At 66.5% G+C, this 24,046-nt stretch carries 30 protein-coding genes and 4 tRNA genes; 14 read left to right on the top strand and 20 right to left on the bottom strand.

Annotation, left to right across the window (positions count from 1 at the left end):
- Nucleotides 1–17: 17 nt before the first annotated feature.
- A complete protein-coding gene (locus HWD99_RS06205; RefSeq protein WP_241795344.1) occupies nucleotides 18–911 on the bottom strand; it encodes a sulfurtransferase in 894 nt (297 codons plus the stop codon).
- 147 nt (nucleotides 912–1,058) lie between these two features.
- Here HWD99_RS06205 and zapE point away from each other — a divergent pair, with 147 nt between their 5' ends.
- The 3 genes from zapE to HWD99_RS06190 all read left to right on the top strand — a co-directional run bounded on the left by zapE (nucleotide 1,059) and on the right by HWD99_RS06190 (nucleotide 4,045).
- Nucleotides 1,059–2,108, top strand: a complete 1,050-nt coding sequence (gene zapE, locus HWD99_RS06200) for a cell division protein ZapE (RefSeq protein ID WP_241795343.1) — start codon at nucleotides 1,059–1,061, stop codon at nucleotides 2,106–2,108.
- A gap of 114 nt (nucleotides 2,109–2,222) precedes the next feature.
- The gene (locus HWD99_RS06195) at nucleotides 2,223–3,461 is read left to right on the top strand and encodes an ammonium transporter (protein WP_241795342.1); all 1,239 of its coding nucleotides are present in this window, start codon (nucleotides 2,223–2,225) and stop codon (nucleotides 3,459–3,461) included.
- A 20-nt stretch (nucleotides 3,462–3,481) separates the two neighbouring features.
- The gene (locus HWD99_RS06190; RefSeq protein WP_241795341.1) at nucleotides 3,482–4,045 is read left to right on the top strand and encodes a type II toxin-antitoxin system PemK/MazF family toxin; all 564 of its coding nucleotides are present in this window, start codon (nucleotides 3,482–3,484) and stop codon (nucleotides 4,043–4,045) included.
- Here the strand turns inward: HWD99_RS06190 and HWD99_RS06185 are convergent.
- Nucleotides 4,024–4,680, bottom strand: coding sequence for a Pr6Pr family membrane protein (locus HWD99_RS06185; RefSeq protein WP_241795340.1), 657 nt, complete (start codon nucleotides 4,678–4,680; stop codon nucleotides 4,024–4,026). The genes HWD99_RS06190 and HWD99_RS06185 overlap by 22 nt on opposite strands.
- 95 nt (nucleotides 4,681–4,775) lie before the next feature.
- Here HWD99_RS06185 and HWD99_RS06180 point away from each other — a divergent pair, with 95 nt between their 5' ends.
- Nucleotides 4,776–5,159, top strand: a complete 384-nt coding sequence (locus HWD99_RS06180; protein ID WP_241795339.1) for an SPW repeat protein — start codon at nucleotides 4,776–4,778, stop codon at nucleotides 5,157–5,159.
- A 46-nt stretch (nucleotides 5,160–5,205) separates the two neighbouring features.
- Here HWD99_RS06180 and HWD99_RS06175 read toward each other — a convergent pair whose 3' ends face one another.
- Nucleotides 5,206–5,631 carry a GIY-YIG nuclease family protein gene (locus HWD99_RS06175; RefSeq protein WP_241795338.1) on the bottom strand — a complete coding sequence of 142 codons (426 nt, stop codon included), beginning with the start codon at nucleotides 5,629–5,631 and terminating at the stop codon, nucleotides 5,206–5,208.
- Nucleotides 5,632–5,747: 116 nt separating this feature from the next.
- Between HWD99_RS06175 and HWD99_RS06170 the strand changes: the two genes are divergently transcribed.
- The gene (locus HWD99_RS06170; protein WP_241795337.1) at nucleotides 5,748–6,248 is read left to right on the top strand and encodes an RNA polymerase sigma factor; all 501 of its coding nucleotides are present in this window, start codon (nucleotides 5,748–5,750) and stop codon (nucleotides 6,246–6,248) included.
- 104 nt (nucleotides 6,249–6,352) lie between these two features.
- On the top strand, nucleotides 6,353–6,736 hold the full coding sequence (locus HWD99_RS06165; protein WP_241795336.1) for a nuclear transport factor 2 family protein: 384 nt from the start codon (nucleotides 6,353–6,355) through the stop codon (nucleotides 6,734–6,736).
- Nucleotides 6,737–6,807: 71 nt separating this feature from the next.
- Here the strand turns inward: HWD99_RS06165 and HWD99_RS06160 are convergent, their stop codons facing one another.
- The 6 genes from HWD99_RS06160 to HWD99_RS06135 form a co-directional block, all read right to left on the bottom strand.
- On the bottom strand, nucleotides 6,808–7,623 hold the full coding sequence (locus tag HWD99_RS06160; protein ID WP_241795335.1) for an ABC transporter ATP-binding protein: 816 nt from the start codon (nucleotides 7,621–7,623) through the stop codon (nucleotides 6,808–6,810).
- The gene (locus HWD99_RS06155) at nucleotides 7,620–8,687 is read right to left on the bottom strand and encodes an iron chelate uptake ABC transporter family permease subunit (protein WP_241795334.1); all 1,068 of its coding nucleotides are present in this window, start codon (nucleotides 8,685–8,687) and stop codon (nucleotides 7,620–7,622) included. Before HWD99_RS06155 ends, HWD99_RS06160 begins: the two co-directional genes overlap by 4 nt.
- Nucleotides 8,684–9,712 (bottom strand): iron chelate uptake ABC transporter family permease subunit, encoded by a 1,029-nt coding sequence (locus HWD99_RS06150; protein ID WP_241795333.1) that lies wholly within the window; start codon nucleotides 9,710–9,712, stop codon nucleotides 8,684–8,686. The genes HWD99_RS06155 and HWD99_RS06150 overlap by 4 nt, the downstream gene beginning before the upstream one ends.
- Nucleotides 9,713–9,736: 24 nt before the next feature.
- Nucleotides 9,737–10,627: a siderophore-interacting protein gene (locus HWD99_RS06145; RefSeq protein ID WP_241795332.1), complete on the bottom strand. Its 891-nt coding sequence runs from the start codon at nucleotides 10,625–10,627 to the stop codon at nucleotides 9,737–9,739.
- The gene (locus HWD99_RS06140) at nucleotides 10,624–11,589 is read right to left on the bottom strand and encodes an ABC transporter substrate-binding protein (protein ID WP_241795331.1); all 966 of its coding nucleotides are present in this window, start codon (nucleotides 11,587–11,589) and stop codon (nucleotides 10,624–10,626) included. Before HWD99_RS06140 ends, HWD99_RS06145 begins: the two co-directional genes overlap by 4 nt.
- Nucleotides 11,590–11,696: 107 nt before the next feature.
- Nucleotides 11,697–12,485 (bottom strand): AraC family transcriptional regulator, encoded by a 789-nt coding sequence (locus HWD99_RS06135; RefSeq protein ID WP_241795447.1) that lies wholly within the window; start codon nucleotides 12,483–12,485, stop codon nucleotides 11,697–11,699.
- A 330-nt stretch (nucleotides 12,486–12,815) separates the two neighbouring features.
- Between HWD99_RS06135 and HWD99_RS06130 the strand changes: the two genes are divergently transcribed.
- Together HWD99_RS06130 and HWD99_RS06125 are read left to right on the top strand one after the other, a co-directional pair.
- On the top strand, nucleotides 12,816–13,334 hold the full coding sequence (locus HWD99_RS06130; protein WP_241795330.1) for a hypothetical protein: 519 nt from the start codon (nucleotides 12,816–12,818) through the stop codon (nucleotides 13,332–13,334).
- 27 nt (nucleotides 13,335–13,361) lie between these two features.
- A complete protein-coding gene (locus tag HWD99_RS06125; RefSeq protein WP_241795329.1) occupies nucleotides 13,362–14,471 on the top strand; it encodes an acyl-CoA desaturase in 1,110 nt (369 codons plus the stop codon).
- Between the two features lie 49 nt (nucleotides 14,472–14,520).
- On the opposite strand, the gene HWD99_RS06120 is transcribed toward HWD99_RS06125, so the two are convergent.
- Nucleotides 14,521–14,596, bottom strand: a tRNA-Val gene (locus HWD99_RS06120).
- A 152-nt stretch (nucleotides 14,597–14,748) separates the two neighbouring features.
- Here HWD99_RS06120 and HWD99_RS06115 point away from each other — a divergent pair.
- The 4 genes from HWD99_RS06115 to HWD99_RS06100 all read left to right on the top strand — a co-directional run bounded on the left by HWD99_RS06115 (nucleotide 14,749) and on the right by HWD99_RS06100 (nucleotide 16,079).
- A tRNA-Gly gene (locus HWD99_RS06115) sits at nucleotides 14,749–14,821 on the top strand.
- Between the two features lie 53 nt (nucleotides 14,822–14,874).
- Nucleotides 14,875–14,945, top strand: a tRNA-Cys gene (locus HWD99_RS06110).
- A 26-nt stretch (nucleotides 14,946–14,971) separates the two neighbouring features.
- Nucleotides 14,972–15,043: transfer RNA gene (locus tag HWD99_RS06105), tRNA-Val, on the top strand.
- Between the two features lie 163 nt (nucleotides 15,044–15,206).
- Complete coding sequence (locus HWD99_RS06100) at nucleotides 15,207–16,079, top strand: hypothetical protein (protein WP_241795328.1); 873 nt, start codon at nucleotides 15,207–15,209, stop codon at nucleotides 16,077–16,079.
- Between the two features lie 98 nt (nucleotides 16,080–16,177).
- On the opposite strand, the gene HWD99_RS18760 is transcribed toward HWD99_RS06100, so the two are convergent.
- From HWD99_RS18760 to HWD99_RS06075, 6 genes are all read right to left on the bottom strand, one after another.
- On the bottom strand, nucleotides 16,178–16,549 hold the full coding sequence (locus tag HWD99_RS18760; RefSeq protein WP_374205450.1) for a type II toxin-antitoxin system PemK/MazF family toxin: 372 nt from the start codon (nucleotides 16,547–16,549) through the stop codon (nucleotides 16,178–16,180).
- A complete protein-coding gene (locus tag HWD99_RS06095; protein ID WP_241795327.1) occupies nucleotides 16,546–17,181 on the bottom strand; it encodes a Panacea domain-containing protein in 636 nt (211 codons plus the stop codon). The genes HWD99_RS18760 and HWD99_RS06095 overlap by 4 nt, the downstream gene beginning before the upstream one ends.
- 78 nt (nucleotides 17,182–17,259) lie before the next feature.
- On the bottom strand, nucleotides 17,260–17,520 hold the full coding sequence (locus HWD99_RS06090; RefSeq protein WP_241795326.1) for a hypothetical protein: 261 nt from the start codon (nucleotides 17,518–17,520) through the stop codon (nucleotides 17,260–17,262).
- Nucleotides 17,521–17,944: 424 nt separating this feature from the next.
- A complete protein-coding gene (locus HWD99_RS06085) occupies nucleotides 17,945–18,709 on the bottom strand; it encodes a DUF4145 domain-containing protein (RefSeq protein WP_241795325.1) in 765 nt (254 codons plus the stop codon).
- Between the two features lie 89 nt (nucleotides 18,710–18,798).
- Nucleotides 18,799–19,005, bottom strand: a complete 207-nt coding sequence (locus tag HWD99_RS06080; RefSeq protein ID WP_241795324.1) for a hypothetical protein — start codon at nucleotides 19,003–19,005, stop codon at nucleotides 18,799–18,801.
- A gap of 58 nt (nucleotides 19,006–19,063) precedes the next feature.
- The gene (locus tag HWD99_RS06075; protein ID WP_241795323.1) at nucleotides 19,064–19,588 is read right to left on the bottom strand and encodes a DUF2510 domain-containing protein; all 525 of its coding nucleotides are present in this window, start codon (nucleotides 19,586–19,588) and stop codon (nucleotides 19,064–19,066) included.
- Nucleotides 19,589–19,790: 202 nt separating this feature from the next.
- Here HWD99_RS06075 and HWD99_RS06070 point away from each other — a divergent pair, with 202 nt between their 5' ends.
- Nucleotides 19,791–20,135, top strand: a complete 345-nt coding sequence (locus HWD99_RS06070; RefSeq protein WP_241795322.1) for a hypothetical protein — start codon at nucleotides 19,791–19,793, stop codon at nucleotides 20,133–20,135.
- 16 nt (nucleotides 20,136–20,151) lie between these two features.
- On the opposite strand, the gene HWD99_RS06065 is transcribed toward HWD99_RS06070, so the two are convergent.
- Together HWD99_RS06065 and HWD99_RS06060 are read right to left on the bottom strand one after the other, a co-directional pair.
- Complete coding sequence (locus HWD99_RS06065; RefSeq protein ID WP_241795321.1) at nucleotides 20,152–20,388, bottom strand: hypothetical protein; 237 nt, start codon at nucleotides 20,386–20,388, stop codon at nucleotides 20,152–20,154.
- A 47-nt stretch (nucleotides 20,389–20,435) separates the two neighbouring features.
- Nucleotides 20,436–21,113 (bottom strand): hypothetical protein, encoded by a 678-nt coding sequence (locus tag HWD99_RS06060; RefSeq protein WP_241795320.1) that lies wholly within the window; start codon nucleotides 21,111–21,113, stop codon nucleotides 20,436–20,438.
- 369 nt (nucleotides 21,114–21,482) lie between these two features.
- Here HWD99_RS06060 and HWD99_RS06055 point away from each other — a divergent pair, with 369 nt between their 5' ends.
- A complete protein-coding gene (locus HWD99_RS06055; protein ID WP_241795319.1) occupies nucleotides 21,483–22,148 on the top strand; it encodes an SDR family NAD(P)-dependent oxidoreductase in 666 nt (221 codons plus the stop codon).
- 20 nt (nucleotides 22,149–22,168) lie between these two features.
- Here HWD99_RS06055 and HWD99_RS06050 read toward each other — a convergent pair whose 3' ends face one another.
- Complete coding sequence (locus tag HWD99_RS06050; protein ID WP_241795318.1) at nucleotides 22,169–23,518, bottom strand: deoxyribodipyrimidine photo-lyase; 1,350 nt, start codon at nucleotides 23,516–23,518, stop codon at nucleotides 22,169–22,171.
- A 56-nt stretch (nucleotides 23,519–23,574) separates the two neighbouring features.
- Nucleotides 23,575–23,994, bottom strand: a complete 420-nt coding sequence (locus HWD99_RS06045) for a hypothetical protein (protein WP_241795317.1) — start codon at nucleotides 23,992–23,994, stop codon at nucleotides 23,575–23,577.
- Nucleotides 23,995–24,046: the final 52 nt, after the last annotated feature.

Below are 24,046 nucleotides of genomic sequence, written 5' to 3'. Positions count from 1 at the left end.
CTGACATTCTCACACGGTCAGAGCGATCCGGGCTCGGAGCCGGTCACGATCGGAACGCGGACGGCGCTTCCCCATTCGGTCCAGGATCCGTCGTAGTTGCGGACGTTCTCGAAGCCGAGCAGATGCTTGAGCACGAACCACGTGTGGCTGGAGCGCTCACCGATGCGGCAGTACGCGACGACGTCGTCGCCGTCGGCGAGGCCGGCACCGTCGCGGTAGATGGCGTCGAGCTCGGCGCGCGACCGGAACCCGCCGTCCTCGGCGACCGCCTTGGCCCAGGGGACGCTCTGCGCGGTCGGGATGTGGCCGGCGCGCAGGGTGCCCTCCTCGGGGTACGCGGGCGCCGTGGTGCGCTCACCGCTGTACTCCTCGGGGGAGCGCACGTCGATCAGCGGGTTGCCGATGTGGGCGAGGACGTCCTCCTTGTAGGCGCGGATGACCGAGTCGTCACGCTCGACGATCGGGTACTCGGTGGGGGTCACCGTCGGGGCGTCGCGCGTGATCTCGCGGCCCTCGGCGATCCAGCGATCGCGACCGCCGTCGAGCAGACGCACGTCCTCGTGACCGAAGAGCGAGAAGACCCACAGGGCGTACGCCGCCCACCAGTTGTTCTTGTCGCCGTAGATGACGACGGTGTCGTCACGGGAGATGCCCTTGCTGCTGAGCAGCTTCGCAAAGCCCTCGCCGTCGACGTAGTCGCGCACGACCGGGTCGTTGAGCTCGGTGTGCCAGTCGACCTTCACCGCACCCGGGATGTGGCCGGTCTCGTAGAGCAGGACGTCCTCGTCGGACTCGACCACCACGAGTCCGGGCTGGCCGAGGCGCTCGGCGAGCCATTCCGTGGTGACGAGGCGGCCGGGTTCGGCGTACTCGGCGAACTTGGGTGACGACGTGTCGAACTCGATGGCCACAGGGATCTCCTCAGACTGTGAGCGGCGATGATGCCGGGTGCGGACGGCGTAGTGTTGATCCGTCACTTCGACGATAGATCCACGCCGAGCGCACTGCACCCGATTCGTAAGACTTCGACACAGGTGCGCCCCCGATACAGGACCGTGATGACCGACACGCCCACCCGCACGGGCATCGTGCACCTCACCGATCGCCAGCCGACCGTCACCGGTCCCGAGATGCTCGCCAGTCTGGTGCCGCCGCCGCAGTTCGACGGCGCGACCTTCGAGAGCTACCGGGCCGACGAGGCGTATCCCTCGCAGGAGGAGGCGAAGGAGACGCTCATCCGCTTCGCGGGTCGAGGTGCCCCCGCCAAACGCGGCGGTCTCTTCAGCCGGGCGAAGAAGGAGCCCGAGATGAAGCCGGGCGTCTATCTCGACGGCGGATTCGGCGTCGGCAAGACGCACCTGCTCGCGTCGATCTATCACGCGATGCCGGCCCGGAGGAAGTACTTCGGGTCGTTCATCGAGTACACGGCACTGGTGGGTGCGCTCGGCTACAAGAACACCGTCGACCTGCTCAAGGGCGCCGACCTGCTCTGCATCGACGAGTTCGAGCTCGACGATCCCGGGGACACGATGGTGATGACACGGCTGATCGGCGAGCTCGTGCCGACCGGCACGAAGCTCGCGGCGACCTCGAACACCCCGCCGAACGCCCTGGGCGAGGGGCGCTTCGCCGCTCAGGACTTCCTCCGCGAGATCCATGCGATGTCCGACAGCTTCCAGACGCTCCGCATCGACGGCGTCGACTTCCGTCAGCGCGCGCTCGACGGGCACGCCGTGGTGAGCGATGAGGCGACCTACTCCGACGCGATCGCCGCAGGCTCCGCTGCGGGAACCGCATCCGACGATCCGTTCGCCGACGTGATCCGTCACCTCGCGCGCGTGCATCCCTCGCGCTACCTCCGGGTGATCACCGGACTCGATCTCGTCGGTCTGCGCGGTGTGCACGTCCTGACCGATCAGTCGGAGGCGCTGCGCTTCGTCGCGTTCGTCGACCGCGTCTACGACGCGCAGATCCCGATCGTCGCGACGGGTGTGAGCCTCGATCAGGTCTTCGCGGAAGAGATGCTGGGCGGGGGATATCGCAAGAAGTATCTGCGCGCTATCTCCAGACTCAATGCACTCACACACGCGGATCGCAGTGTCGCGTAACGCGATGTTCACACGGGGGCTGTGCCTGTAACACCCCGGCAACAAACTTCACGCATTCCGGAAATCGGGCCTCGTCACACTGAAGCTCTCAGTTCCCGAATGTGAGGTTTGACTATGGATGCTCCAGGCAACATCTCCTGGGCGATCACCGCGACCGCCCTCGTACTGCTCATGACGCCCGGCGTCGCCTTCTTCTACGGCGGCCTCGTGAAGGCCAAGAGCGTCGTCAGCATGATGATGATGAGCTTCGGCTCGATCGGACTCGTGGCAGTGCTCTGGATCCTCTTCGGATTCTCGATGAGCGCCGTCGACAGCCCCACCGCCTTCGCAGGCAACCCCTTCGCCGACATCGGCCTCTCGTCTCTCGCCGCCGGTGAGGGCTCGAACGTGGCTCTTCTGGGTGTCGCATACGGCGCCACCTTCGCGATCATCACGGTCGCGCTGATCTCCGGTGCGATCGCCGACCGTGCCAAGTTCGGCAGCTGGCTGATCTTCGCCGGCGTGTTCGCCACCGTCGGCTACTTCCCGGTCGCCGCCTGGGTCTGGGGCGGTGGCTGGATCATGAACCTCGGCACCACCCTCTTCGGTGAGGACAGCGGGATCGGCGTCATCGACTACGCCGGTGGAACCGCCGTCCACATCAACGCCGGTGCCGCAGCTCTCGCTCTCGCCCTTGTCCTCGGAAAGCGCATCGGCTTCCAGAAGGGCATCCTGAAGCCGCACAACGTGCCGCTGACTCTTCTCGGTGCTGCTCTGCTCTGGTTCGGCTGGTTCGGCTTCAACGCCGGTGCCGAGTGGCTCGCGGAGGACATGGGCGGAGTCGGCCTCATCGGCCTGAACACGCTCGGCGCGACCGCAGCCTCGATCCTCGGATGGATCCTCGTCGAGAAGATCAAGGACGGCAAGCCCACCTCGGTCGGTGCCGCATCGGGTGCCGTCGCCGGCCTCGTCGCCATCACTCCCGCCTGTGCCAACCTGACCCCCGGCTGGTCGCTGCTCCTCGGCGCCATCGCCGGTATCGTCTGCGCCCTCGCGATCGAGATGAAGTTCCGCTTCGGCTTCGACGACTCGCTCGACGTCGTCGGCATCCACCTCGTCGGCGGTCTGATCGGTACCTTCTACCTCGGGTTCTTCGCGACCGGCACCGGCCTGTTCGTGGGTGGCGACGCCCGCCAGCTCGCTGTGCAGGCGATCGCCGCGCTGGGTGTGCTGATCTACTCCTTCGTGGTCGCCTTCATCATCGGCTTCGCGATCGAGAAGACGATCGGCTTCCGCGTCACGAACGAAGACGAGATCGCCGGTGTCGACCAGGTCGTCCACGGCGAGGAGGGCTACGCGCTCGCGGACGCGTGACATGCGGTTAGGGTGACCGTGTGGCTAAGAGCAACGGCATCCTGACAAGACTCGCGGAGATCCTTCTCACGGCGCTGGGATCTGACCGGGCGTCTCGGACAACACCCCGTCCGAGGCGCCCGGACGCGCGTCTGCGCACCTCTGAGGAGGTGCGCAGCTCGCCGTCCGCGGCGGAGACGGCGACGGTGCGCATCGATCCCGACCGCATCTCCGGACTCCGCATCGACTACGCGCCCGATCGCGACGGCGCCCCCGACGCGGGGGAGATCGTCTGGACGTGGGTCCCCTACGAGGAAGGCGACGGGCGCGGCAAGGATCGGCCCGTGCTCGTGATCGGCAGGCAGTCCGCAGACCGCGTGTACGCGGTGCGGATGACCAGCAAGCCGCATGATCGCGATCGCGACTACCTGTCGATCGGCTCCGGGGCGTGGGACTCTCAGGGGCGTGAATCCTGGGTCGACATCGAGCAGCTGTACAGCGTGCACGAGACGGGACTGCGCCGAGAGGCGGCGGTGCTCGATCGCTCGCGGTACGACCGCGTCAGGGCGGCCCTCGCCGGGCGCTACGGCTGGGCGACCGCCTGACCGTCGGCGGACGCAGGCATCCGTCGCGGGATCCGCAGCCGGCTGACGGACCAGACCACCGCCGCTGAGGCGAGCAGGGTCGCGAGCAGCGCGGCGACGGTCACCATGAGCGAGAACGCCCCGCGCTCCGGGAGGAGGAATCCGTAGGGCACCCATCCGTCGGTCGCGCCGCGCACCAGCACGACGGTGAGCCAGAGCAGGGGATAGGGCAGCACGACCCAGAGGTCCCTCCAGGGCTGAGGAGCACGGTCGGGGACGAACGCCCAGTCGATCAGCACCGTCAGCGGGAGCGCCGTGTGCAGCGTCATGCTCACCCAGGCCGGAGCGCTGCCGGTGCCGGGTACGACGAGGTTGTACACGAGAGCCACGACGATCATCGATGCGACGGACACCGCGCGTGCGCTGACCAGCCAGGCGGGTGCGCGCCGCCCGCCCAGTGCGAGAGCGCCGGTGGTGATCATCACGACCGCGGTGAGCAGGCTCGTGAGGTTCGTGAAGTAGCCGAAGTAGTCGAAGAGGCTCGCTCCCCGCAGGGGGATGCCGATCACGTAGGTGTACCCGAGGATGCCGACCACGGCGGTGCCCACGAGCACCCGGAGCATCGCCACGACACGGGGAGGGGGCGCTGACGTCATCCGCCCAGCGTAGGAGCGTCCGTCCCGCAATCCGATTCCTCGCCTGCTGCGAACCATCTGTGAGTCGCAGCATGCGACGCCACCAAGGAGGAATCATGCGTTTCATCCCCACCAAGGTCCACGGAATCCTCGACTACGTCGTCGGCGTCGCATTGATCGCCGCACCGTGGCTGTTCGGATTCGCCAGCATCGGCGGCCCGGCCGTCATCATCCCGATCGTGCTCGGTGTCGGACTCATCGTCTACAGCCTGTTCACCAAGTACGAATGGGGCCCCTTCGGGTTCATCCCGATGCCCGTCCACCTCGTCTTCGACATCGTCGCGAGCCTGTTCCTGGCGCTGTCGCCGTGGATCTTCGGCTTCTCGACCGAGGCGCCGAACGTGTGGGTCCCTCACGTCGTCGTGGGTGTCGCCGTCATCCTCGTGGTGATCTTCTCGCAGCCGCAGCCCGCGAAGGTCACGGCCACGGCACGCGCCTGACGCATAGACCCTGAGGCCCCGCACGGTATCGGTCCCGTGCGGGGCCTCAGTTCTGCAGTGCGGCGCACACCCAGCGCGCGTACAGCTGCCAGGGGTCTCCCGCCGCGCGGATCCCGTCGATGTGCGCGGAGAGACGCGGTGCCAGCGTGAACCACTCGCCGCCCTCGCGGCTCTCGGCGAACTCCCGATGCCGCGCCTGTTCGATGTCACGCCCTCCCCGTTCGAACGCAAGCAGCTCGTCGTGGCGGATGCTGGCGAGGCGCCGTCGCGGCCTTCCGCTGGTCCCGATCTTCACACGCCGGTCGAAGCGGATGTAGTACACCACCTCGATCACCGGGCGGGGCAGATCGGCGTCGGGGGAGTCGCCGTAGCGCCATCCGCACCACGAGCAGATGAGCGCGCCGCCCGCGCGTTCGCCGTCCGCCCGGCCGCACAGCGCGCAGCGGCCGGGAAGCGGGATGGTCGTGATCATGGTCGGCACGGTACTCGCCGCCTCGGACGTCGGGCCTGCGGGCGCGACAGGACGGCGCTGAGGTCGGTGTCCGCACTAGCATGAGGCGGAGAGACCGTACCCACGAGAGGGCCCGCGTGAACGCCCAGACCACCGCCGTCGCTTCCGAGCGTCTCGGCTCCCTGCTCCGGTCGGATCCCGGTCGTCTGCGCCGGCGCAGCATCTCTCTCGGCGTGCCGATCGACGACGCGGACGATGCGGCCCAGAACGCGGCCCTGCGCGCGTGGCGGTCTCTCGGTTCCCTGCGCTCGTCCGACGCCGGGCCCCTGTGCGCATGGCTCGACACGATCGTGCGGACGACGGCCATCGACATGAGCAGAGCGCGCAAGGACGACCTCGGAGAGGTGCTGTGCGAGCCCCTGGCGTCCGGGCAGGACGTCGAGGGGGAAGCGGAGCTGCGCGATCGCCTGGAAGCCGCGTTCCGCGCCATCCACAGGCTGCCCGACGATCTCCGTCATCCTCTGCTGATGAGCGCGGTCGACGGGATGACGGCGCAGGAGATCGGGCAGGAGCTCGGGATCGCCCCTGCTGCGGCGCGTCAGCGGATCTCGCGTGCGCGCCGCGCCCTCCGCGGCTGAACCGGGAATCTGCGCGACCGACTTCTCCTGTCACATCTGCCGCTCGCGCACGTCTTTCTCGATGGGCCGTGTTCGCGGTCCCGACGACGACGAAGGAACGAATCATGTCAACGACCCCTGTCACCGCGCTCGATCAGCTGAACATCGCCTTCGCCGAGCGCTTCAATGCCCGAGACATCGAGGGCCTGCTCGCTCTGAACGCTCCGGACGCGGTGTTCGTGCCGGCTCCGGGGCACCCGGTCACCGGTGAGGCGTCGATCCGCGGGGCCCTCGAGCAGTTCCTCGCGCTCGGGCTGCCGATCACGATGAGCGTGCGCCAGGTGCATCAGACCGGGGCCGTCGGACTCGCGGTCGCGGACTGGACCATCGAGGGCACGGGCCCGGACGGCTCCGAGGTCTTTCTGAGCGGCAGCACCGCCGACGTCGCGGTCCACGATGACGAGCATGGCTGGCGTTACGCGATCGACAATCCCTTCGGCACCGTCTGAGCGGCGCGGCGGGCGCAGCGCGGTCGGAGGAGGGGGCGATGCCCGGCATCGCCCCCTCCTCCGAGCCACGGTCACCGGGGTACGACGAGCGGGGTTCCGGTGTGCGGATCGGCGATGATCGAGCACGACAACCCGAAGACCTCCTCGACGCGCTCCGACGTCACGATGGAGGCAGGATCGCCGGATGCGACGATGCGGCCGTCCCGCATCATGATCATGTGATCGGCGAACCGAGCAGCCTGGTTGAGGTCGTGCAGTACCGCGACGATCGTGCGCCCCTCCTGGTGCAGACGATGGAACAGCCGCAGCAGATCGTACTGATGGGCGATGTCGAGGAAGGTCGTCGGCTCGTCGAGCAGCATGGTCGGCGATTCCTGGGCGAGGAGCATCGCGACCCATACGCGCTGGCGCTGCCCGCCCGAGAGCTCGTCGACCAGCCGGCCGGCGAGCTCCGTCGTGCCCGTCGCCGCGAGGGCCGCGGCGACGGCCGACTGGTCGTCGTGCGACCACTGGCGGAGGATCGTCTGATGCGGATGGCGCCCGCGCGCGACCAGGTCTGACACGCGGATGCCGTCCGGAGCGATCGACGTCTGGGGGAGCAGGCCGAGACGCCGGGCGATCTCCTTGGTCGGGAGCTCCGTGATCTGACGCCCGTCGAGCAGGACCTCTCCGGCCTTCGGGCGCAGCAATCGCGCGAAGGCGCGCAGCAGTGTCGACTTGCCGCACGCGTTGGGCCCGACGATGACCGTGAAGGACCCCGTGGGGATGTCGATCCCGAGGTGCTCGGAGACGACGCGGCCGTCGTAGCCGATCGTCAGGTCCCTGGCGCTGAGCCGAGGGGAGACCTCTGCGCGGGCGGGTGAGGTCTCTGCGTCGATGAGGGTCATCGTCTTCTCGCTTCCTGAATGAGCAGCCAGACCAGGTACACGCCACCGAGACAGACCGTGACGATGCCGACGGGGATCTGCGTGGGGGCGAAGAGCCGCTGGGCCAGCACGTCGCTCGAGACGAGCAGCAGCGCGCCGACCGCGGCCGAGGCGGTCACGGTCACGCTCGCCGACCCGGTCAGGCGACGAGCGATCTGCGGAGCAGCGAGGGAGATGAAGGCGATGGGACCGGCCACCGCCGTCACCGACGCCGTGAGGCAGACGCCGAGGATGACGAGCGCGAGACGAACGCCACCGGTGCGGACTCCGAGAGCCGATGCCGTATCGTCGCCGAGCTCGAGCAGGTGCATCCGATCGGCCAGCATCGCCACCGCGATGGCGATCGGCACGATCACGCACGTCGCGATCCCGACCTGGTCGGCGGTGATCACGTTGAGCGATCCCGCGCCCCACGCACTGGCGAGCATCGCGACTCGGAGATCGGCGTTGAGGATGATCCAGGTGTTCACCGAGGCGAGCATCGATGCGACGCCGATTCCGACGATGATGAGCCGGAAGCCCGTGAAGCCGCGCCGGAATGCCAGGAGGTATACCAGCAGTGCCGTCGCGGCTCCGCCGACGAGCGCCGCGACGGCGGTCGACACGGTGCTGATGCCCATGGTCGTGATGACGATCAGGGCTCCGGTGTACGCGCCTGCATCGAATCCGATCACGTCAGGACTGCCGAGCGGGTTCCGGGTGAGCGACTGGAAGATCGCTCCGCCGATGCCGAGCGCGAGGCCGAACACGAGAGCGGCCAGCACCCTCGGCAGCCGCCATTCGATGATCACCAGTTCGGCACGCGGCTCGCCGAGCCCGAGCAGCGTCATGACCACCTCGCCGGGGGAGAAGGCGGCGTCGCCGAGGGTCAGTGCGAAGACGCCGACGGCGGTGGCGGCCAGCAGGGCGGCGAGGGTCACCACGGTGGCACGCACGCCGATGCGGCGGGAGAAGACCGGGGACTGCGGCGCGAAGACGCGGCGCCCCGCGTCGACCGCAGCGGGGGAAGGGAGAAGCGCGGTCACAGTCCGCTCACCTTCCGTCGGCGCACGAGCGCGATGAGCACCGGCGCGCCGATCAGCGCGGTCACCACCGACACCGGCAGCTCTCCGGTCGTGAGGACCAGGCGACCGACGACGTCAGCCGTCAGCAGCAGCAGGGGAGCGGCGAGCAGGGTGCCCAGAAGGATCCACCCCTGATGGGGACCCACGAACCAGCGGACCGCGTGGGGGACCATCAGCCCGACGAAGGCGATGGGCCCCGCCGCGGCCGTGGCCGCCCCGCAGAGCAGCGTCACCGCGACGATCGACAGCACGCGGGTGAGCACGACACGTGACCCGAGCGCCGTGGCGAGGTCGTCGCCGAGCGCCAGCGCGTTGAGGGACGGCGCGAGGCAGAAGGCGAGCACGAGTCCGAGTGCGAGGAACGGGAGCACGGTGTACACGTCGGGCGTCAGTGCACTCAGGGAGCCCGCGTTCCACGAGCGCATGGTGTTGAAGACCTCGGGGTTCAGGAGCCCGATCGCTGCCACGACACCGCCCATGACGGCGCCGAGAGCGACGCCGGAGAGCGTCATGCGCATCGGGTCGGGCGCGGTGCGCCCTGCCGAGCCGATCAGGTACACGAGCACGGTGGCGATGATCGCCCCCGCGAAGGAGAACCAGATGTAGCCGCTGGCGGCGCTGACGCCGAAGAACGCGACGCCGATCGTCACGCCGAGGCTGGCTCCGGCGTTGACCCCGAGGATGCCGGGGTCTGCGAGCGGGTTGCGCGTGAAGCCCTGGATGAGTGCGCCGGCGATTCCGAGCGCAGCACCGACGGCGAGCCCGATCACCGTGCGGGGGATGCGCATCCCCTGGACGATCGCGCCGTGATCTCCCTCGCCCGTGGTGAGGCCGAGCCACACCTCGTCGATGCCGATGCGCTGGGAGCCGAGGACGATGCTGGCGACGGAGGCGAGCGCGAGCGCGACGGCGAGCAGGAGGACGACCAGGCCTCGACGCGTGGCCGAGACCCGGGCCGCCTGCTCCTCGATGAGGACGGAGGTCATGAGCGGATGGTCATCGGGGCGGGGTCACAGACCCAGCTTCTCGAGCTCGGCCTCGTAGGCCTCCTCGATGTCTTCCGCGGGGCGGGTGTCGTCGTCCCACATCGCGCGGAGGCGGGCGTGGACGCCCTCGTCGAGGGAGTCGTACCGCTCGCGCCAGGCCTCCGCGTTCTCGGTCCAGTAGCCGATGACCTTGTAGGCGGAGGCAGGCAGCTTGAGCTCATGTCGGAGGTGCTTGCGGACCCCGCGGGTCGCCTTCGTCTCGCCGGCCACCCAGACGTACCCCGGGCCGCTGGGGAGCTCGGATGCCCGCAGGACCTCCTCGATGCGGGTGGGGGCGTGGCCGTTGCCGCCGTGCACCCAGTGCAGCTCGACGCCGTCGGCGGGTGTGAGAGGGAGCTCGTCGTCGGGAGTCGAGACCTCGAGCACCACGCGGGTGCGCACACCGGCAGGAGCGTTCTCGGCCAGGCGCGCCGCAGCGGGAAGCCCGGTGGCATCCGCGATGAGCAGCTGCCACTCGATGTCCGCCGGGGGATCGTACAGACCCTTCGGGGTGTTCACTCCCACGACGTCGCCCGGTTGCGCACGCAGCGCCCAGGCCGCGGCGACGCCACCGTCATGCACGACGAAGTCGATCGTGAGCTCGCGGCTCGCAGCATCCCACTCGCGAACCGTGTAGGTGCGCATCGGGGCGGGCTCGACGCCCTCGGGAAAGTCCCAGTACCCGTCGTCGGTGGGGAAGGGGAGGTTCGGTTCGTCCTGTCCTTCGAGGGGGAAGAACACGCGGAAGTACTCGTCGCCGACCTCGGTGGAGACGAATCCCTCGAGTCCGTCGCCGCCGAACACGATGCGGACCATGCCGGGGCTGAGGCGCTCGACGCGCTGGGCGACGATGCGGTGCACCAGGTTGACGCTCATCCGAGGAGCGCCTTCTCGACCACGGTCAGGAACGCGTCCTGGCCGCTGGGGGAGCCGTAGATCATCTCGTAGTTGTAGGGGTGGTAGGCGCCGCCCGAGACGAAGGAGAGATTCTGCCAGAGCTGATTCTGCTGGAGCGCGGCGTCGTCCTCGATCCAGACGGTGCCGTCTTCGTTCGCGCCCGTGAAGACGACGTCGACGCCCTCGAGCTGGCCCACCTGCTCCGGGCTGAGCTGGGTGTAGTCCTCGCTGGCCGGGAGACCTTCGTCGGTCGCGTTCATGAGCTCGTGCATCTCGAGGCCGAGGTCGGCGAAGACGAGGCACGGCACGCCGTGGCAGGAGGTCGTCACCTGACCCTCGAAGTATCCGACGTCGGCGACGACGGGGTGGATGTCCGCGGCGTCGAGGCGGGCCCTGATGTCGGCGACGCGGGCTTCGTACTGCTCGACCCATGCCTGCCACTGCTCCTCGCGACCGAGGTCGGACGCCGCCTGTGCGACGACGTCGCGCCAGTCGCCGCCGTCGAACGCGTTGTACGTGTAGGTGGGGGCGATCTTCTGCAGCTTGCCGTCGAGATCCTCCTCGTAGCCGAGGCCGTTGAGGATGAAGTCCGGCTCGGCCTCGAGCACGGCCTCGAGGTTGAACTCGGGGAAGTTGCCGAACGTGTCGAGTCCCTCGAGCTCCTCCTGGGGGAAGAAGTCGGGGAAGGCCGTGAAGTCGTCGCGGATCGGCTGCGTGTCGGCGAGCTCGAAACCGAGGGTGATGAGGATGTCGAGATCGGTCGTGTAGAAGCCGAGTGCCGACTGCGGTTCGGTGGGGATCTCGATGTCCGCACCGGCGGGGGTGGTCAACTCGACCGTGTCGGTCTGTGCCGAGGAACCTGCCGCGGTGGAGCCGGCGCAGGAGGTCAGCAGAAGGGCGGTCGCAGCGAGCGCGAGGAGCGAGAGGGGAGTGGAGCGCATGGGTCGTCTTCCAGGGGGGTTCGGGAGGCGCCAAGAAAGTTAGCTAAGGCTTGGCTTACCCAGTATGGAGGGGCGGGATGTCGCTCAGCCGCCAGCCGCTGTCGCGCTCAGGCCGACTTCTTGGCAGCGTCGCTGCGCATCGATGCGAACTCTCCAGGAGTGCGTCCGAGCTCGCGCCGGAAGGCCTGCACGAAGGCGCTCGGGGTCGAGTAGCCGGACCGGCGGCTGACGTACGCCACGGTGTGATCGGCCGCGAGCCACTCGATCGCCCGACGCATGCGCGCCCGCGTGCGCCAGGTCGAGAAGCTCAGCCCCGTCTCCGCCACGAAGAGACGCGACAGGTTGCGAGCGCTCGCGCCGACGTGTCGACCCCAGTCCTCGATGGAGCGGTCGTCGGCAGGATCCGACAGCAGTGCCTGCGCCACCTGGCGTGTCCTCATATCGAGCGGAAGCGGGAGGTCGATCGTCGAGACCTCGACGGGTTCGAGCAGGCTGACCGTCAGCTCCTCGGCGTGGCGCCGCGGAGACGGCGCGAGATACGGTGCTGCCTCCAGGCGTTCGAGCACCACCCGCACGACCTCGGGGATCGCGACCGCGGTGGTCGTTGCGGCGATCGACGGCAGGTCCGCGTCGATGAACGTGCAGCGGAACGTCGTGCCGGGCGCAGCCGCGACGCGGTGCTCGGTGCCCGCGGGAATCCAGAGGCCCAGTGAGCCGGGGATGGCGAAGTAGCCGTCCGTCGTCTCGGCGGACAGGGCTCCGCGGGTGCCCCAGAGAAGCTCATGTCGGTCGGCGTGCGAGTGCGACTCCCACTCGACGTGGTCGGTGAGGTCGAAGGAGTTGGTGTCGATACGCCAGACGAGCGACTCGGCGGGGTCGGGTCCGATCAGCGACATCGTCAACTCACCAGCGTCTCGGGGAAAGATTAGGAGACCCTAACCTATCAGCCGAGCGGTGTCCGGTGCAGATCGGACGGAGAAGCACCCAGCGTACGCCTGCGCGCGGCAGTGCGCCACGGGGTGGCGCGGCGCAGGCGTCAGGCGTACGGTGCCCGCAGAGCACGCGCCGGACAGGTCCATGGGGAGCCCGTCGGAACGTGGCTCCGGTAGAGGGGTTCTCGCGCCGGTAGCGATTCGCCCGACGCGCGAGGACCTCTCCGCTGTGCGGGTGTCGAGGCGCCGCGACCGGCTGTGAACGCGCACAGGTAGGGGGCGTAACGTCAGCACATGAACGCACAATTGAAGATCGCGGGGCATGGCCCCGAACTGCTGGGTCTGGAATCCATTCTGATCGGCTCGCTCCCCGCGGCGCTGATGACCGATGAAGCCCCGGACCGCTACACCGTGGAAGCGGTGTTCACGCGCAAGACGGATCGCGACGAGGTCGCCGCCATCCAGGGCAGCGAGACACGTGCCCACCTGTCCGCGAACGGCTTCCCGACCGTCGAGTTGCACGTGGCCGACCGCCGCCTGGAGATCGCGAACACCAATCTGGAAGAGCTCCGCGACGGTCTCGCCGCCGTCATCGCGGATCGCCTCGCCGATATCAGCGCCGGCCTGCAGGCGGAGCGCGATCTGGCCGCCATCCGATTCCAGGACGCCTCGGAGCGCGAGCAGCATCGCGCGGCATCCGTGGTGGCACTGGCCGAATCGGTGAGTTTCGACCGCAGGCCCGTGACCGCGGACTTCGATGACGAGTCGCGCATCGAGGACTGGGCGGAAGAGGGCGGTGCCGTTCGCGCCTGACGCGACGACGCCGACGAAGGGGTCATCATGGACGGCAGCCGTCCGATCGTCCGCACCCGTCCGCGGGACACCGCGCGTGGTGGGGCGAGCACCTACACCGAGCTGGCGCAGCAGATCCGTGACCGAGGTCTGCTGCGGCGACGATACGGCTACTACTGGACGAAGCTCATCGCGGCTCCTCTGGCGGTCGCGACCTGTCTCCTCGTCTTCGTCTGGATCGGAGACACGTGGTGGCAGCTGTTCACTGCCGCCGTCCTCGCGATCGTCTTCACCCAGATCGCCTTCCTCGGGCACGACGCCGCTCATCGGCAGATCTTCGTCTCGGGGCGCTGGAACGACTGGATCAGCATCATCCTCGGAGATCTGCTCGTCGGCATGAGCTACGGGTGGTGGCAGCACAAGCACACCCGGCACCACGCGAATCCGAACAGGCTCGGCTCCGATCCCGACATCGACCTTCCGGTGATCGCGGTCACCGCGGAGACCGCTGCCCGTCGCCGCACCCCGGCGATCCGGTGGATGCAGGCCCATCAGGGGCTGCTCTTCTTCCCGATCCTGCTTCTCGAGGGGCTTTCCCTGCACGCTTCGAGCGTGCGGAGAGTCGTCTCGCGGGGGCGGCTGGAGCGGAGATGGGCGGAGATCGCCTTCCTCGCCATCCGGATGATCGGATATCTGGTGCTCGTGTTCCTCGTGCTCTCGCCGGGGATCGCGTTCGCGTTCCTCGGCGTGCAGCTGGGCCTGTTCGGGTTCTACATGGGGATCGCATTCGCGCCCAATCACAAGGGGATGCCGGTCGTGCCGCACGACCTGACCCTGGACTTCCTCCGGCGTCAGGTGCTGATGAGCCGGAACGTGCGGGGTGGACGGCTCCTCGACGCGGCGATGGGTGGACTCAACTACCAGGTCGAACACCACCTGTTCCCGTCGATGCCCCGGCCCCATCTGCGACGTGCCGCGCCGATCGTCGCGGCGTACTGCGGAGCGCACGACGTCGCGTACACGCAGGTCGGGCTGCTCACGTCGTACGCGATCGTGGTCCGCTACATCAATCGGGTCGGCCTCGGTGAACGCGACGTCTTCACGTGCCCGCTGGCGGAGCAGCGCGGGGCGATCGGTCCGGCGGTGCCCCCGCGCTGAACGGGAGAAGCCCCCGACCGAGCGATTCGCTCTGTCGGGGGCTTCTGCGTGGTGGGCGATACCGGACTCGAACCGATGACCTCTTCCGTGTGAAGGAAGCGCGCTACCAACTGCGCCAATCGCCCATACCCGCGGGGTACGTCAACCGATACTACCCGACGCCTGAGCGGCTCGATGACCATTCGCTTGGACACGCGCGAGATTCGTTCCCGGTTTTGACAGTCGCCGTTCATCGGCTAATGTTTCATATGTGCCCGGGACAACAACCGGGAACAACGCGGATGTAGCGCAGTTGGTAGCGCACAACCTTGCCAAGGTTGGGGTCGCGAGTTCGAGTCTCGTCATCCGCTCAAGTGCAGGGGCCTTCTTCGGAGGGCCTTCAGCACGTGGGGTCAATCCACACGGTGGCGTGGCCGAGCGGCTAGGCACCGGCCTGCAAAGCCGTTTACACGGGTTCGAATCCCGTCGCCACCTCTCTGAAAACTGAACAGCCCACTTGGGCGCGATTGGCGCAGCGGTAGCGCGCTTCCCTGACACGGAAGAGGTCACTGGTTCGATCCCAGTATCGCGCACAGAAGAAAACCCCCGGTTCACCGGGGGTTTTTCTTTGCCCGGATCAGGGTGGGCAACATCTGGGCAACATGATCTGGCAATAGTGCGGGCTAGAAACTTCTTGGTTACAACTTGATCTCAGCAGCGAGATCAGGGTGATCCTCGCTTGATCGAGGAGTAGCCATGAAACCTGAACCACCGTCTGTTGCACACGGTCCAGCAGGGGAGACAGCCGAGTATGTCTTCGTCACGCCGGAGCTTGCAGTGTCATGGCTCGCACTGAACATCGACAACAACCGCAACGTGCGCAAGGGGCGTATCAACGGGTACGTGCGAGACATTCAAAGCGACCGCTGGGTCGTTACAGGTGAAACGATCAAGTTCGACGCAGCTGGCCGGCTCATTGACGGGCAGAACCGATGCCAGGCGATCGTCGCAGCGGGGAAGGGTGCGTGGGTGCTCGTGGTTCGCGGAATCAGTGAGGAAGCGCTCGTGGTGCTCGATTCCGGAGCTGCCCGCAGCACGGGGGACATGCTGATCATCACGGGCCTAGCGGAACGTGTTGACGCCAAAGATGTGGGAGCGATCGCACGGCTCCACACTGCGTACCAAGCCGGCGACGTGAAGCACGCGGCCTCGCACATCGGCGGAAGCTACAGTTTGACGAAGTCCGAGCTCGCTGAGGCCGTCCTGACGATCCCTGACATCGAGTTCGCTGCTCGGCACGCACGAGGCATGTATCGCTACCTCCGGCTTCCGGTCAGTGCGCTCGGGGTAGCCTTCCTCGAGTTCTCGAAGCTAGACGTCGACGACGCTGCCGAGTTCTTCAATCGCATCCGTGACGGCATCCAGAATGGCCCTGGCGACCCGTTCCTGACGCTCTCGAGGCGCGTTACCAACGACCTGCAGGCCGGGGGAGCGCGACGCATCCTTCCGGGGCAAGCGCTGTTTTACCTCTTCCGCACGTGGAACGCTTTCCGCGAGCATGAGGCACTCGTGAAGCTGCAGGTCGGCTCGAACCAAGCTGGCTTCACGCCTATCCCGGTGCCGAAATGAAGCTACGGGGATCTTGGCGCCTCGCGTTTTCGCTCAGCATTGACTACAGAAGGCGGGGCCGCGTGGATCTGTTGGGTCATGACCGTGTGCCGCAGCCCTCAGAGGTTGTCGGTGTATTGAATCAGGCTTAGGCGAATGTCCTCGAGAGTGTTCGCGGCTAGTGGCCCGACATAGGTCTGGAGTTTCTCTTTCGCGAGAGGTTGCAGCAAGGGTACTTGCACCCAGCTCTCCTTCGGAAGTGGGCAAGTACCCTTCGGCAGGTTCACGCAGAACCGGGTTGCGAACTCATGGGATGTGGTGACAGGGAAGCCTAGGACTAGAGGCCATTCGTCATCTGTGTTCACTGAGTCGTTGGAGAACACAAGGAACGGGCGCTTCGGATGCATCACACGGTTGGGCTTTTGCGGCGGGAGAGCCACGGCGGAGTCGGGAACCCAATACAGACCGCCGAGTCGGATAGGGACGGTCATGACAGAAGCGTGGTGGCTTCTGTTCTTGACTCGCTCCAGGATTCATAGGCTTGGCGCAGCGCCTCTGTATTGGTCTTCATGTCCGGGAGCGACCTAGCGGCGGCCCGGCGCCTCAGTTCCTCGAGGCGACGAAGCGCCGCAGCTTCGGGGCCTCTATCTGCGGCGTGCGTCTTGAACAAGGGCCACGCACTACCAATCGCGGTGATGGGAATCTCCGTGTGGAGGCTTCTGGAGTCGTAGAAACTCTGCCAGGGCCCAATCTCGTGGGTCAGTTCTCTCAACGCCCATCCGGAGAGCACGCCGAAAGATTCCCAGACATTCTCAAGGGCGCCAACGACGTCATCCGGAAGGCGGACCCAGGGGCCGTTCTCAGCAAGGCTCTGGTGAATGCACGAACTGCCATAGCTCTTATATTCCTGGTAGACGACGTCGATGACCGGGCCGTGCTTCCATGCCTCGACCCGCTCACGCACAAGAGGGCGTCCGTGATCATGCATGTACCGGCTATGACTCAGAAAGAGCAGCTTCTGCAGCTTCATGTTGTCCAGGTCAGTTGCATGAGCAGCTTCAGCTCGTCGCACGAACCACTTCGCCACGAGGGAGGCCGACAAAGGCGCTTGATAGTGCGTCACTGGTCCCTCCATCCCGCTATCACGTGCTCTATCCTACGGCGTCCAGCCAGGGAAAGGCTGAGCGCATACTTTGGCGTTTCAGTCATAGTTGCGGTGCACGCGCCAGCCGTCCTCGCCCTTGCAGGCATCGAGCACGGGCGACAGGCCGTCCTCGTTGGTTCCCTGGAATCGCCAGCCGTATAGCCCCATGTGAGGCTCGAGCGGTGCGCTCCAAACTGAGTGTCGGAGTCGTGTGGGTGTGTCCGTGACGCGCCATCGTCGGCCGGCGAACATCATGCGCGGAGGGATGTCGTTGACCAGCCATAGGGTCGTGGAGTACTCGACGGACGTTGCGCTCATGGGTTAAGAGAATAGAACAGATGTTCGAATGTTGCTAGTCTCGAATCAGGCCGGAGGAAGGGTGCCGGCATGGGAACCAGCAAGAGACTCGCTCCGTACTACGACATGCAGGCGCAGCACCAGGCGATCCTCTCCGCGGCGAGGTGTGGACCGCTGCAGTCGCTTTCTGATCGCGAGCTTGGGCTACGCGAGAACCCAGTGACGCTCTACCCGCACGCTGTTCAACGTCGGGTGAGGGCGTGGGTCAGGTTCGGGCCAAAGCCGATCCTGGTGGATGGGAGAATCGTGCGGTCGACTCCATTGGCCTCAGGGATCGAGTTCAAAGCTGGGGATCGGACTTTTCGTTGCTGGGTTTGGGGTAACGCGGTTAGCGTCGATTCCGCTGGATGATCCCTGATCCCTGATCCCTGATTGCGTCACGCGGTTACGAGTCCCCTGTTCGGGGATTCTGTCGCTTCTTCTCGATGGCTTCTCGCACCCCTTCCGGTAGTTTTCCCCAGGCGTCGCGCGTGCGAGCTGGCCGCGTGACTAGCTCGTCGATTAGATCGTTGATTGCATCGAAGAGCAGCTCGGCGATCTCATCGGCGCCTTGACTGTCCTCGAGATAAAGGACCACGAGCTCGTCAGAATCGTCAACGCCGTGAAGGGCTTTGTTTCCAACGTGGCGGATGATGTCCAGTCGCTCGGATAGGCCAGTGCTGACCTTCGAGGTTAGGCGCGCGATCAGGTCGTCTAACCGAGAGTTCTTCGGTGGATCAGGATCAAGAAGTTTCACTTGCTTCTCAAGCGCGGCGCGAGCGAGCGCGGCGCCTGCCCGGCGGGAGATCGGCAGTACTCTGCGGGCCTCTTCGTAAACGTCGCGGACGTCCGCTGTCATGTCCGGGTGTGGTGCGGGAGCACTCACCGCCTGCGGGTAGACGTTTACGCCGTCGCGCCACAGGGTTTTCTGGTCGCATCCCTGACAGTGGGCGGCCCTCCATTCCGACATCACCATGCGCAACGAGTCCTCGTCGAAACTGCGAGATACTTCCGCCTCGTCGCTGAACAACTCAACCCGCTCGTCAGCGAACTCATCCTTCGAAAGTAAAACCCAGGACCAGACCTGTTGGGCCCTCACGTCGCAGCGAGGGCAGGTGATAATGCTGTCATCGACGACGGAATGAGTAGTCGAGCGCGGGGGGATCGGCATGACGCGATGCTATCGCAGGGGAGACCACGCCCCAGGGTGAAGCTGAGTCGGGGCCTCGACGCGGCGGTTAGTCAGGTGTCGCTGTACATTCACGAGTTCATGAGTGCAATCACACCCGCAGCAAGAGCAGCGGCGGACGATAGGACACCGAAAAAAGGGACGAGGTGGCCGAGGTCTCGCGGGTTGAATTTCTCGTCACCCCGCCCGTCCTCCCTGATTGTCCGGATTTCAGACAGTACATCAGAAGTGAATTTCAGGCCGAGGGCGATCAGACCGATACCAAGTGCAATGTTCACGCCGATGACTCTAGCGGGACGACACCGCCCTCTTGGGTGATAGGCAGAAGCGCGGGCGCTAGGCGAGGATCAGCTGATTCAGAAGCTGACGCATCTGTTCAGCTTCTTTGTGAGACACGCGAAAGCCGATCGCCGAGGAGGATGACGTCACCGTGACGACGGTGTTGATCATCCCGTCTCGTTTCGTTGTCACACCCGAGATTGCCTTCATCGGGATCATCTCCGTGCCCGCTTTGCCGTTCTTCACACCAGTAGCAAGCATGGAGAGTCCCGCCGTGAATACCCCCGCGGTAACCTTCGCGCCAGAGACCCCTCGGGCCATCAGCCACTCGATGCGATCGGAGAAGATCGCGACGTCTGCATTCTTGCCGTTGATGTGCGACTTGAACTTCATCAGCGCTCCGTCTGCCGCGAACGCCGCGGTGGCCGGAGCTGCGTCAGGCGTCACCGAGCTCGGAGGTGCTGGCGGCGCAGGCATCGCGGGCGGGGCTACCGGACGGTGCTGGTCGGTCCACTGTGTGCCGTCCCAATACGTCTCCCACTGGTCACCGTTCGCATACCAGCCGGGTGCGGTTGAAGTCATCGTCGATCCTCTCGCGGCGCCGCTGCGCGCTCATCGTGTGTGCTGCTCGAAGCGTACTGTCCGCTAGGGGTGTTAGAGCAAGCCTCGATCGGGGAAACAGGAAACGCCCCGGGTCACGCATCAGAGTCGACGCGAAACCCGGGGCGATTCGAAGCCTCACTGAGAGCCTGGATGTTCTAGCACAGCCGCTAGTGTCGTGCGCATGTCGTCACGTCGCAAGCATTGGCCCAAATGGTCCCAGACCCTCGTTCTGCTCCTCCTGATCGCGCTGGGCGTTTTGCTCATCACCCGCTTGATGGGAGAACCCGGTGTCAATACCCCGGTGGGAGGCGCGACCCTCAACCTCATCGTGGCCGTCCTGGCATTGCTCTCTGCTATTGCAGTCGCGGTCGGAGATAGCATCAGTGGTCTGAACTCGAAATCCGACCAGCAACGAGTGAGGGTTGCGAGCCGCATCAAGTCTTTTGGTCACGCCGCCATCATCGCGTCGGTCGCATATGTGACCGCCATTGCGTGGAACGCTCTCCTTCTAGCTCCAGGTACTTAGCGGACCGCTTGTTCGGTCAGAGGGCGTCGGGAACTGAGTCGTCAACCTCGCGGGTCATCGTCGTCGCCATCAGCACCTCGTTGCCATCACCGATGACAGACACCACCGCGTTGCTCACCACGGTCCAGCCGTCGCCCTCCTGCGCGATGAACGACTGATCGTGAATCCACGCGAGCTCGGTGTACGTGAAGTCCTGTGGGGTCTCCGGAACGTTTACCTGCGTCCGCCAGTAGAAGATCTTGACTCGTTGCATGGTGTTCCTCCTTGTTCGAGCATTCTTGCGTGCCACTCGCGCCGCGGCTACGAGACTCGGAAGAGGTTTCCGCTCGCGTCCAGGTGTGCCGCGCCGGTGCTGAGCCCGGTGGCTGCTGGTGTCTTCGTAGGTACACCGAAGAACTGAAACCCGGCGTTTGTCACGATGACGCGGCGCGTACCGGATGTGACGATGGCGCTGGTCCCGTCGCAGAAGATGTTCGTGGTGCCGTATGTGAGACGAACGCCACCTGATCCTGGCGCTCGGAGCTCAGCACCGTTCGCGAAGGTGAGCTTGGAATCGCTGAGGATCGAGTTGCCGTCGACACCACCCACCGTGATCTTGTTCGGCTCCATGATCACGTTGCCGGCGGTAATCTTGCCGCCGCTCTCGACGCGAAGGTCAGCGAGCATCTTCGTGACCCCGCGAAGAAGAGTCTCCGCATCGACGGTGAGGGTTCCCGACTGCCCGGTGATCGCCACAGGGCCACGGAGGTTCGTTGCCCCCTCCTGGTCGATCGAACCCGACCACTCGAAGACCCCATCGCCATCGATCGTGCCTGTGATCCGCAGCACACCATCCACGATCTGCAGCCCGGTCACGCGAACCGCAGGACCGCCACCAGCCACAGACTGAGCAAGGATGCCGTTCGGGGACGCGACCCGAAGACCACCCTGCGTGATCGACGAGTTCTGCAGCATCGTGGATGCCTTCTGCCGGCGCACATCCGCAGCCTGCGTCGACGCCCAAATAGACGCCTGTACTCAGTGACCACAAGCCCTCGTTCTGCCAGTCGGAGTGCCGCGCGCCGCGTGTTTCCGCCGTTGTCTCCCGGCAGAATGCCTGCACCAGGATTCATCGACTGCAGGCGAGCGATCAGTTCGCGCTGCGCGCGCCCAAGTCCTCGACTCATCTCTGACCTCCTTCTAAGTGATGCGGTGGTGTGGAAAAACGACGTGTGTGAAAAGGCCCTATGCCTCGGGGGCGGCCTCTGGAGAGTGGGCGGGGGGAAGGGTCACCAGATGTTCGGCAGGGTCACCGCCTGACGTGGTTTCTGCTTCAGGCTGAGAATCGCGTCAGGCTTAGCCGCTGCCATGCCCGCGAATTCTCCGTCGATCTCGAGAGTGACCTTCGGCGAGAACGTGGTCGGGGTGCGCGCCGACGTCACGGACGAGGCGTCGATGGAGGAGCTGTTCGCCTCGACGATCGAGCGGTTCGGCTCGTTCGACGCCGTCTACAACGCGGCCGGCGGCTCGAAGCCCGCGCGCGTCGTGGACATGGATCTCGCGACCTGGGATTTCAACATCAAGCTCAACCTCTACGGGGCGTTCCTCGGCACCAAGCTCGGCGCCCAGCACTTCCTCGCCGCCGAGAAGCCGGGAGCGATCGTGAACATCGCCTCCCTCAACTCGCAGGTGCCGATGCACTTCGGCGCGGGGTACTCGACGGCGAAGGCCGGAGTCGTCATGTTGACGAAGAACGCCGCGCTGGAGCTGGGCGGCCACGGCATCCGGGTCAACGCGGTGTCTCCCGGGCTCGTGGCGACGCCCCTCACCGGTGGGCTCCTGGCGACTCCCGGCGTCATGGACACCTACCTCGATCGCATTCCCGCGGGGCGCCCCGCTGATCCCGACGAGATCGCCGGGGTCGCGCTCTTCCTCGGTTCTCCGGATGCGTCCTACGTCAACGGCGAGAACATCGTGGTCGACGGCGCCTGGGCGACGACCGGATACCCGGACCTCCGCCCGTTCATGTCCTGAGCGGGTCCCGGCCCGTGCCGTCAGTCGGCGGTGCGGGCCGATCCCTTGACGACCTCGTAGGCGGCGAGAGCCTGCGCACGAGTCTCGCGGAGGTCGACCATCGGCTCCTGCGGAGCATCCGACGCCCACTGCGAGATGTACAGGCGCTGCGGGTCGAACTTCGTGGCCTGGAGTTCCGGGTTGAACACGCGGAAGTACGGAGCGGCGTCCGCCCCGGAGCCTGCGACCCATTGCCAGTTGAAGGGGTTGCTCGCGCCGTCAGCGTCGACCAGCGTGTCCCAGAACCACTCCTCGCCCCGACGCCAGTCGATGAGGAGGTTCTTGATGAGGAACGACGCGGTCACCATCCGCACCCTGTTGTGCATGAAGCCGGTGTGCCACAGCTCGCGCATGCCGGCGTCGACGAGCGGGACGCCCGTGTCGCCACGCTGCCACCGCTCGAGACGGCCGGAGTCGAGAGGCGGCCAGGGGAACGCGTCGAACTGCCGCCGCAGATTCTCGGTCGCGAGATCCGGCGAGTGGAACGCGGTGTGCCATGCGAACTCGCGCCAGCCGAGCTCCGAGAGGAAGCCGGCGGCGCCGTGAGCGTCGACCGCTTCGTGCCAGACCGTGAACGGGCTCAGCTCACCCCAGCGGAGCCGCGGCGAGAGGAGCGACGTCGCACCGGCAGAAGGCTCGTCGCGCGCGCGGTCGTACGCGCCGATGTCCTCCTTCAGGAACGCGCGCAGTCTCGCGCGTGCTGCGGGCTCACCGGGCTCCCACGTCTCGCGGAGGCCGCCCGCCCAGTCCGGGCTCGTCGGCAGCAGGCCCCAGTCGTCGAGACGATCGGATGCCGGTGACGGCGACAGCCCGTCGAGGCTCCGCGGGGTCGGGTGAGGCGCGCGGGGAGCGGGCAGCGCGAGGCAGGCACGCCAGAACGGCGTGAACACGGAGAAGTGCGTTCCGCCGCCCGTCTGCACCGTCCAGGGTTCGTGCAGCAGGGAGCCGGCGAAGGATGCGACCTCGAGGCCGTCGTCGCGGAGGGATGACTTCAGCGCCGCGTCGATCTCGCGCTCCGCGCCCCCGTAACGGCGGTTCCAGAACACGGCCGTCGCGCCGGTGTCGGTGACGGCCTCGCGGACCACGCGGTCAGCGGGTCCGCGCCGCAGGGTCACCGTCGCACCGAGATCGCGCACCCGTTCGCTCAGGGACGCGAGCGAGTGATGAAGCCACCAGCGTGCCGCGCCGCCGAAGGGGCGGATGCCCGGGGACTCCTCATCGAGGACGTAGAGCAGGACGATCGGCTCGTCTCGGTCGATGGCCGCTCGGAGCGCCGGGTTGTCGGCGAGGCGGAGATCGTCGCGGAGCCAGACCAGTGAGGGAGAAGCCATGGCTCCATTCTCGCCCGCGGACGGATTCATGCTGCGGGGGTTGCCCGCCGACCGTCTCAGCGAGTACGGCGCCGGATTCGACGCCGCGGAGTCTTGTCGGGCGCCGTGCACCACACTGCCCACAGCACGAGCAGCGGCTGGAGGAAGAGCCGTCCGAACCGACGCGCCTCGGTGTCGAGTCCGGGAGTGGACCGGTGCGTGCGCCACTGGTGCACGTTTCCGGGGAACACGGCGACGAAGAACGCGGCGGTGGCGATGCCGACTCGTCGCCTCTCCTTCGGCAGAGCGATCAGGCCGAGGGCGAGCGCGACCTCTGCGGCGCCCGAGGCGATGACGATCGCATCCTTGTCGAGCCGCGTGGCCTTCGTGGCCCAGTCCGGCACGACGACCCGGAAGCCACGGGTGCTCACGAAGTGCACGATGCCGATGGCGCCGAGGGCGAGTGCGAGGATCCAACGCGCCAGTGCTCTGATCATCCGCTCACGCTACCTCGACGACCTGTGTCGTCCCGCGGTTCGCCGGGGCGCG

Origin of the sequence: Microbacterium sp. C5A9 (assembly GCF_022627955.1) — a bacterium.
Taxonomy (GTDB): Bacteria; Actinomycetota; Actinomycetes; order Actinomycetales; family Microbacteriaceae; genus Microbacterium.
Note: the sequence above shows the minus strand (reverse complement) of the source record. Positions and strands in the feature narration are given on the sequence as shown.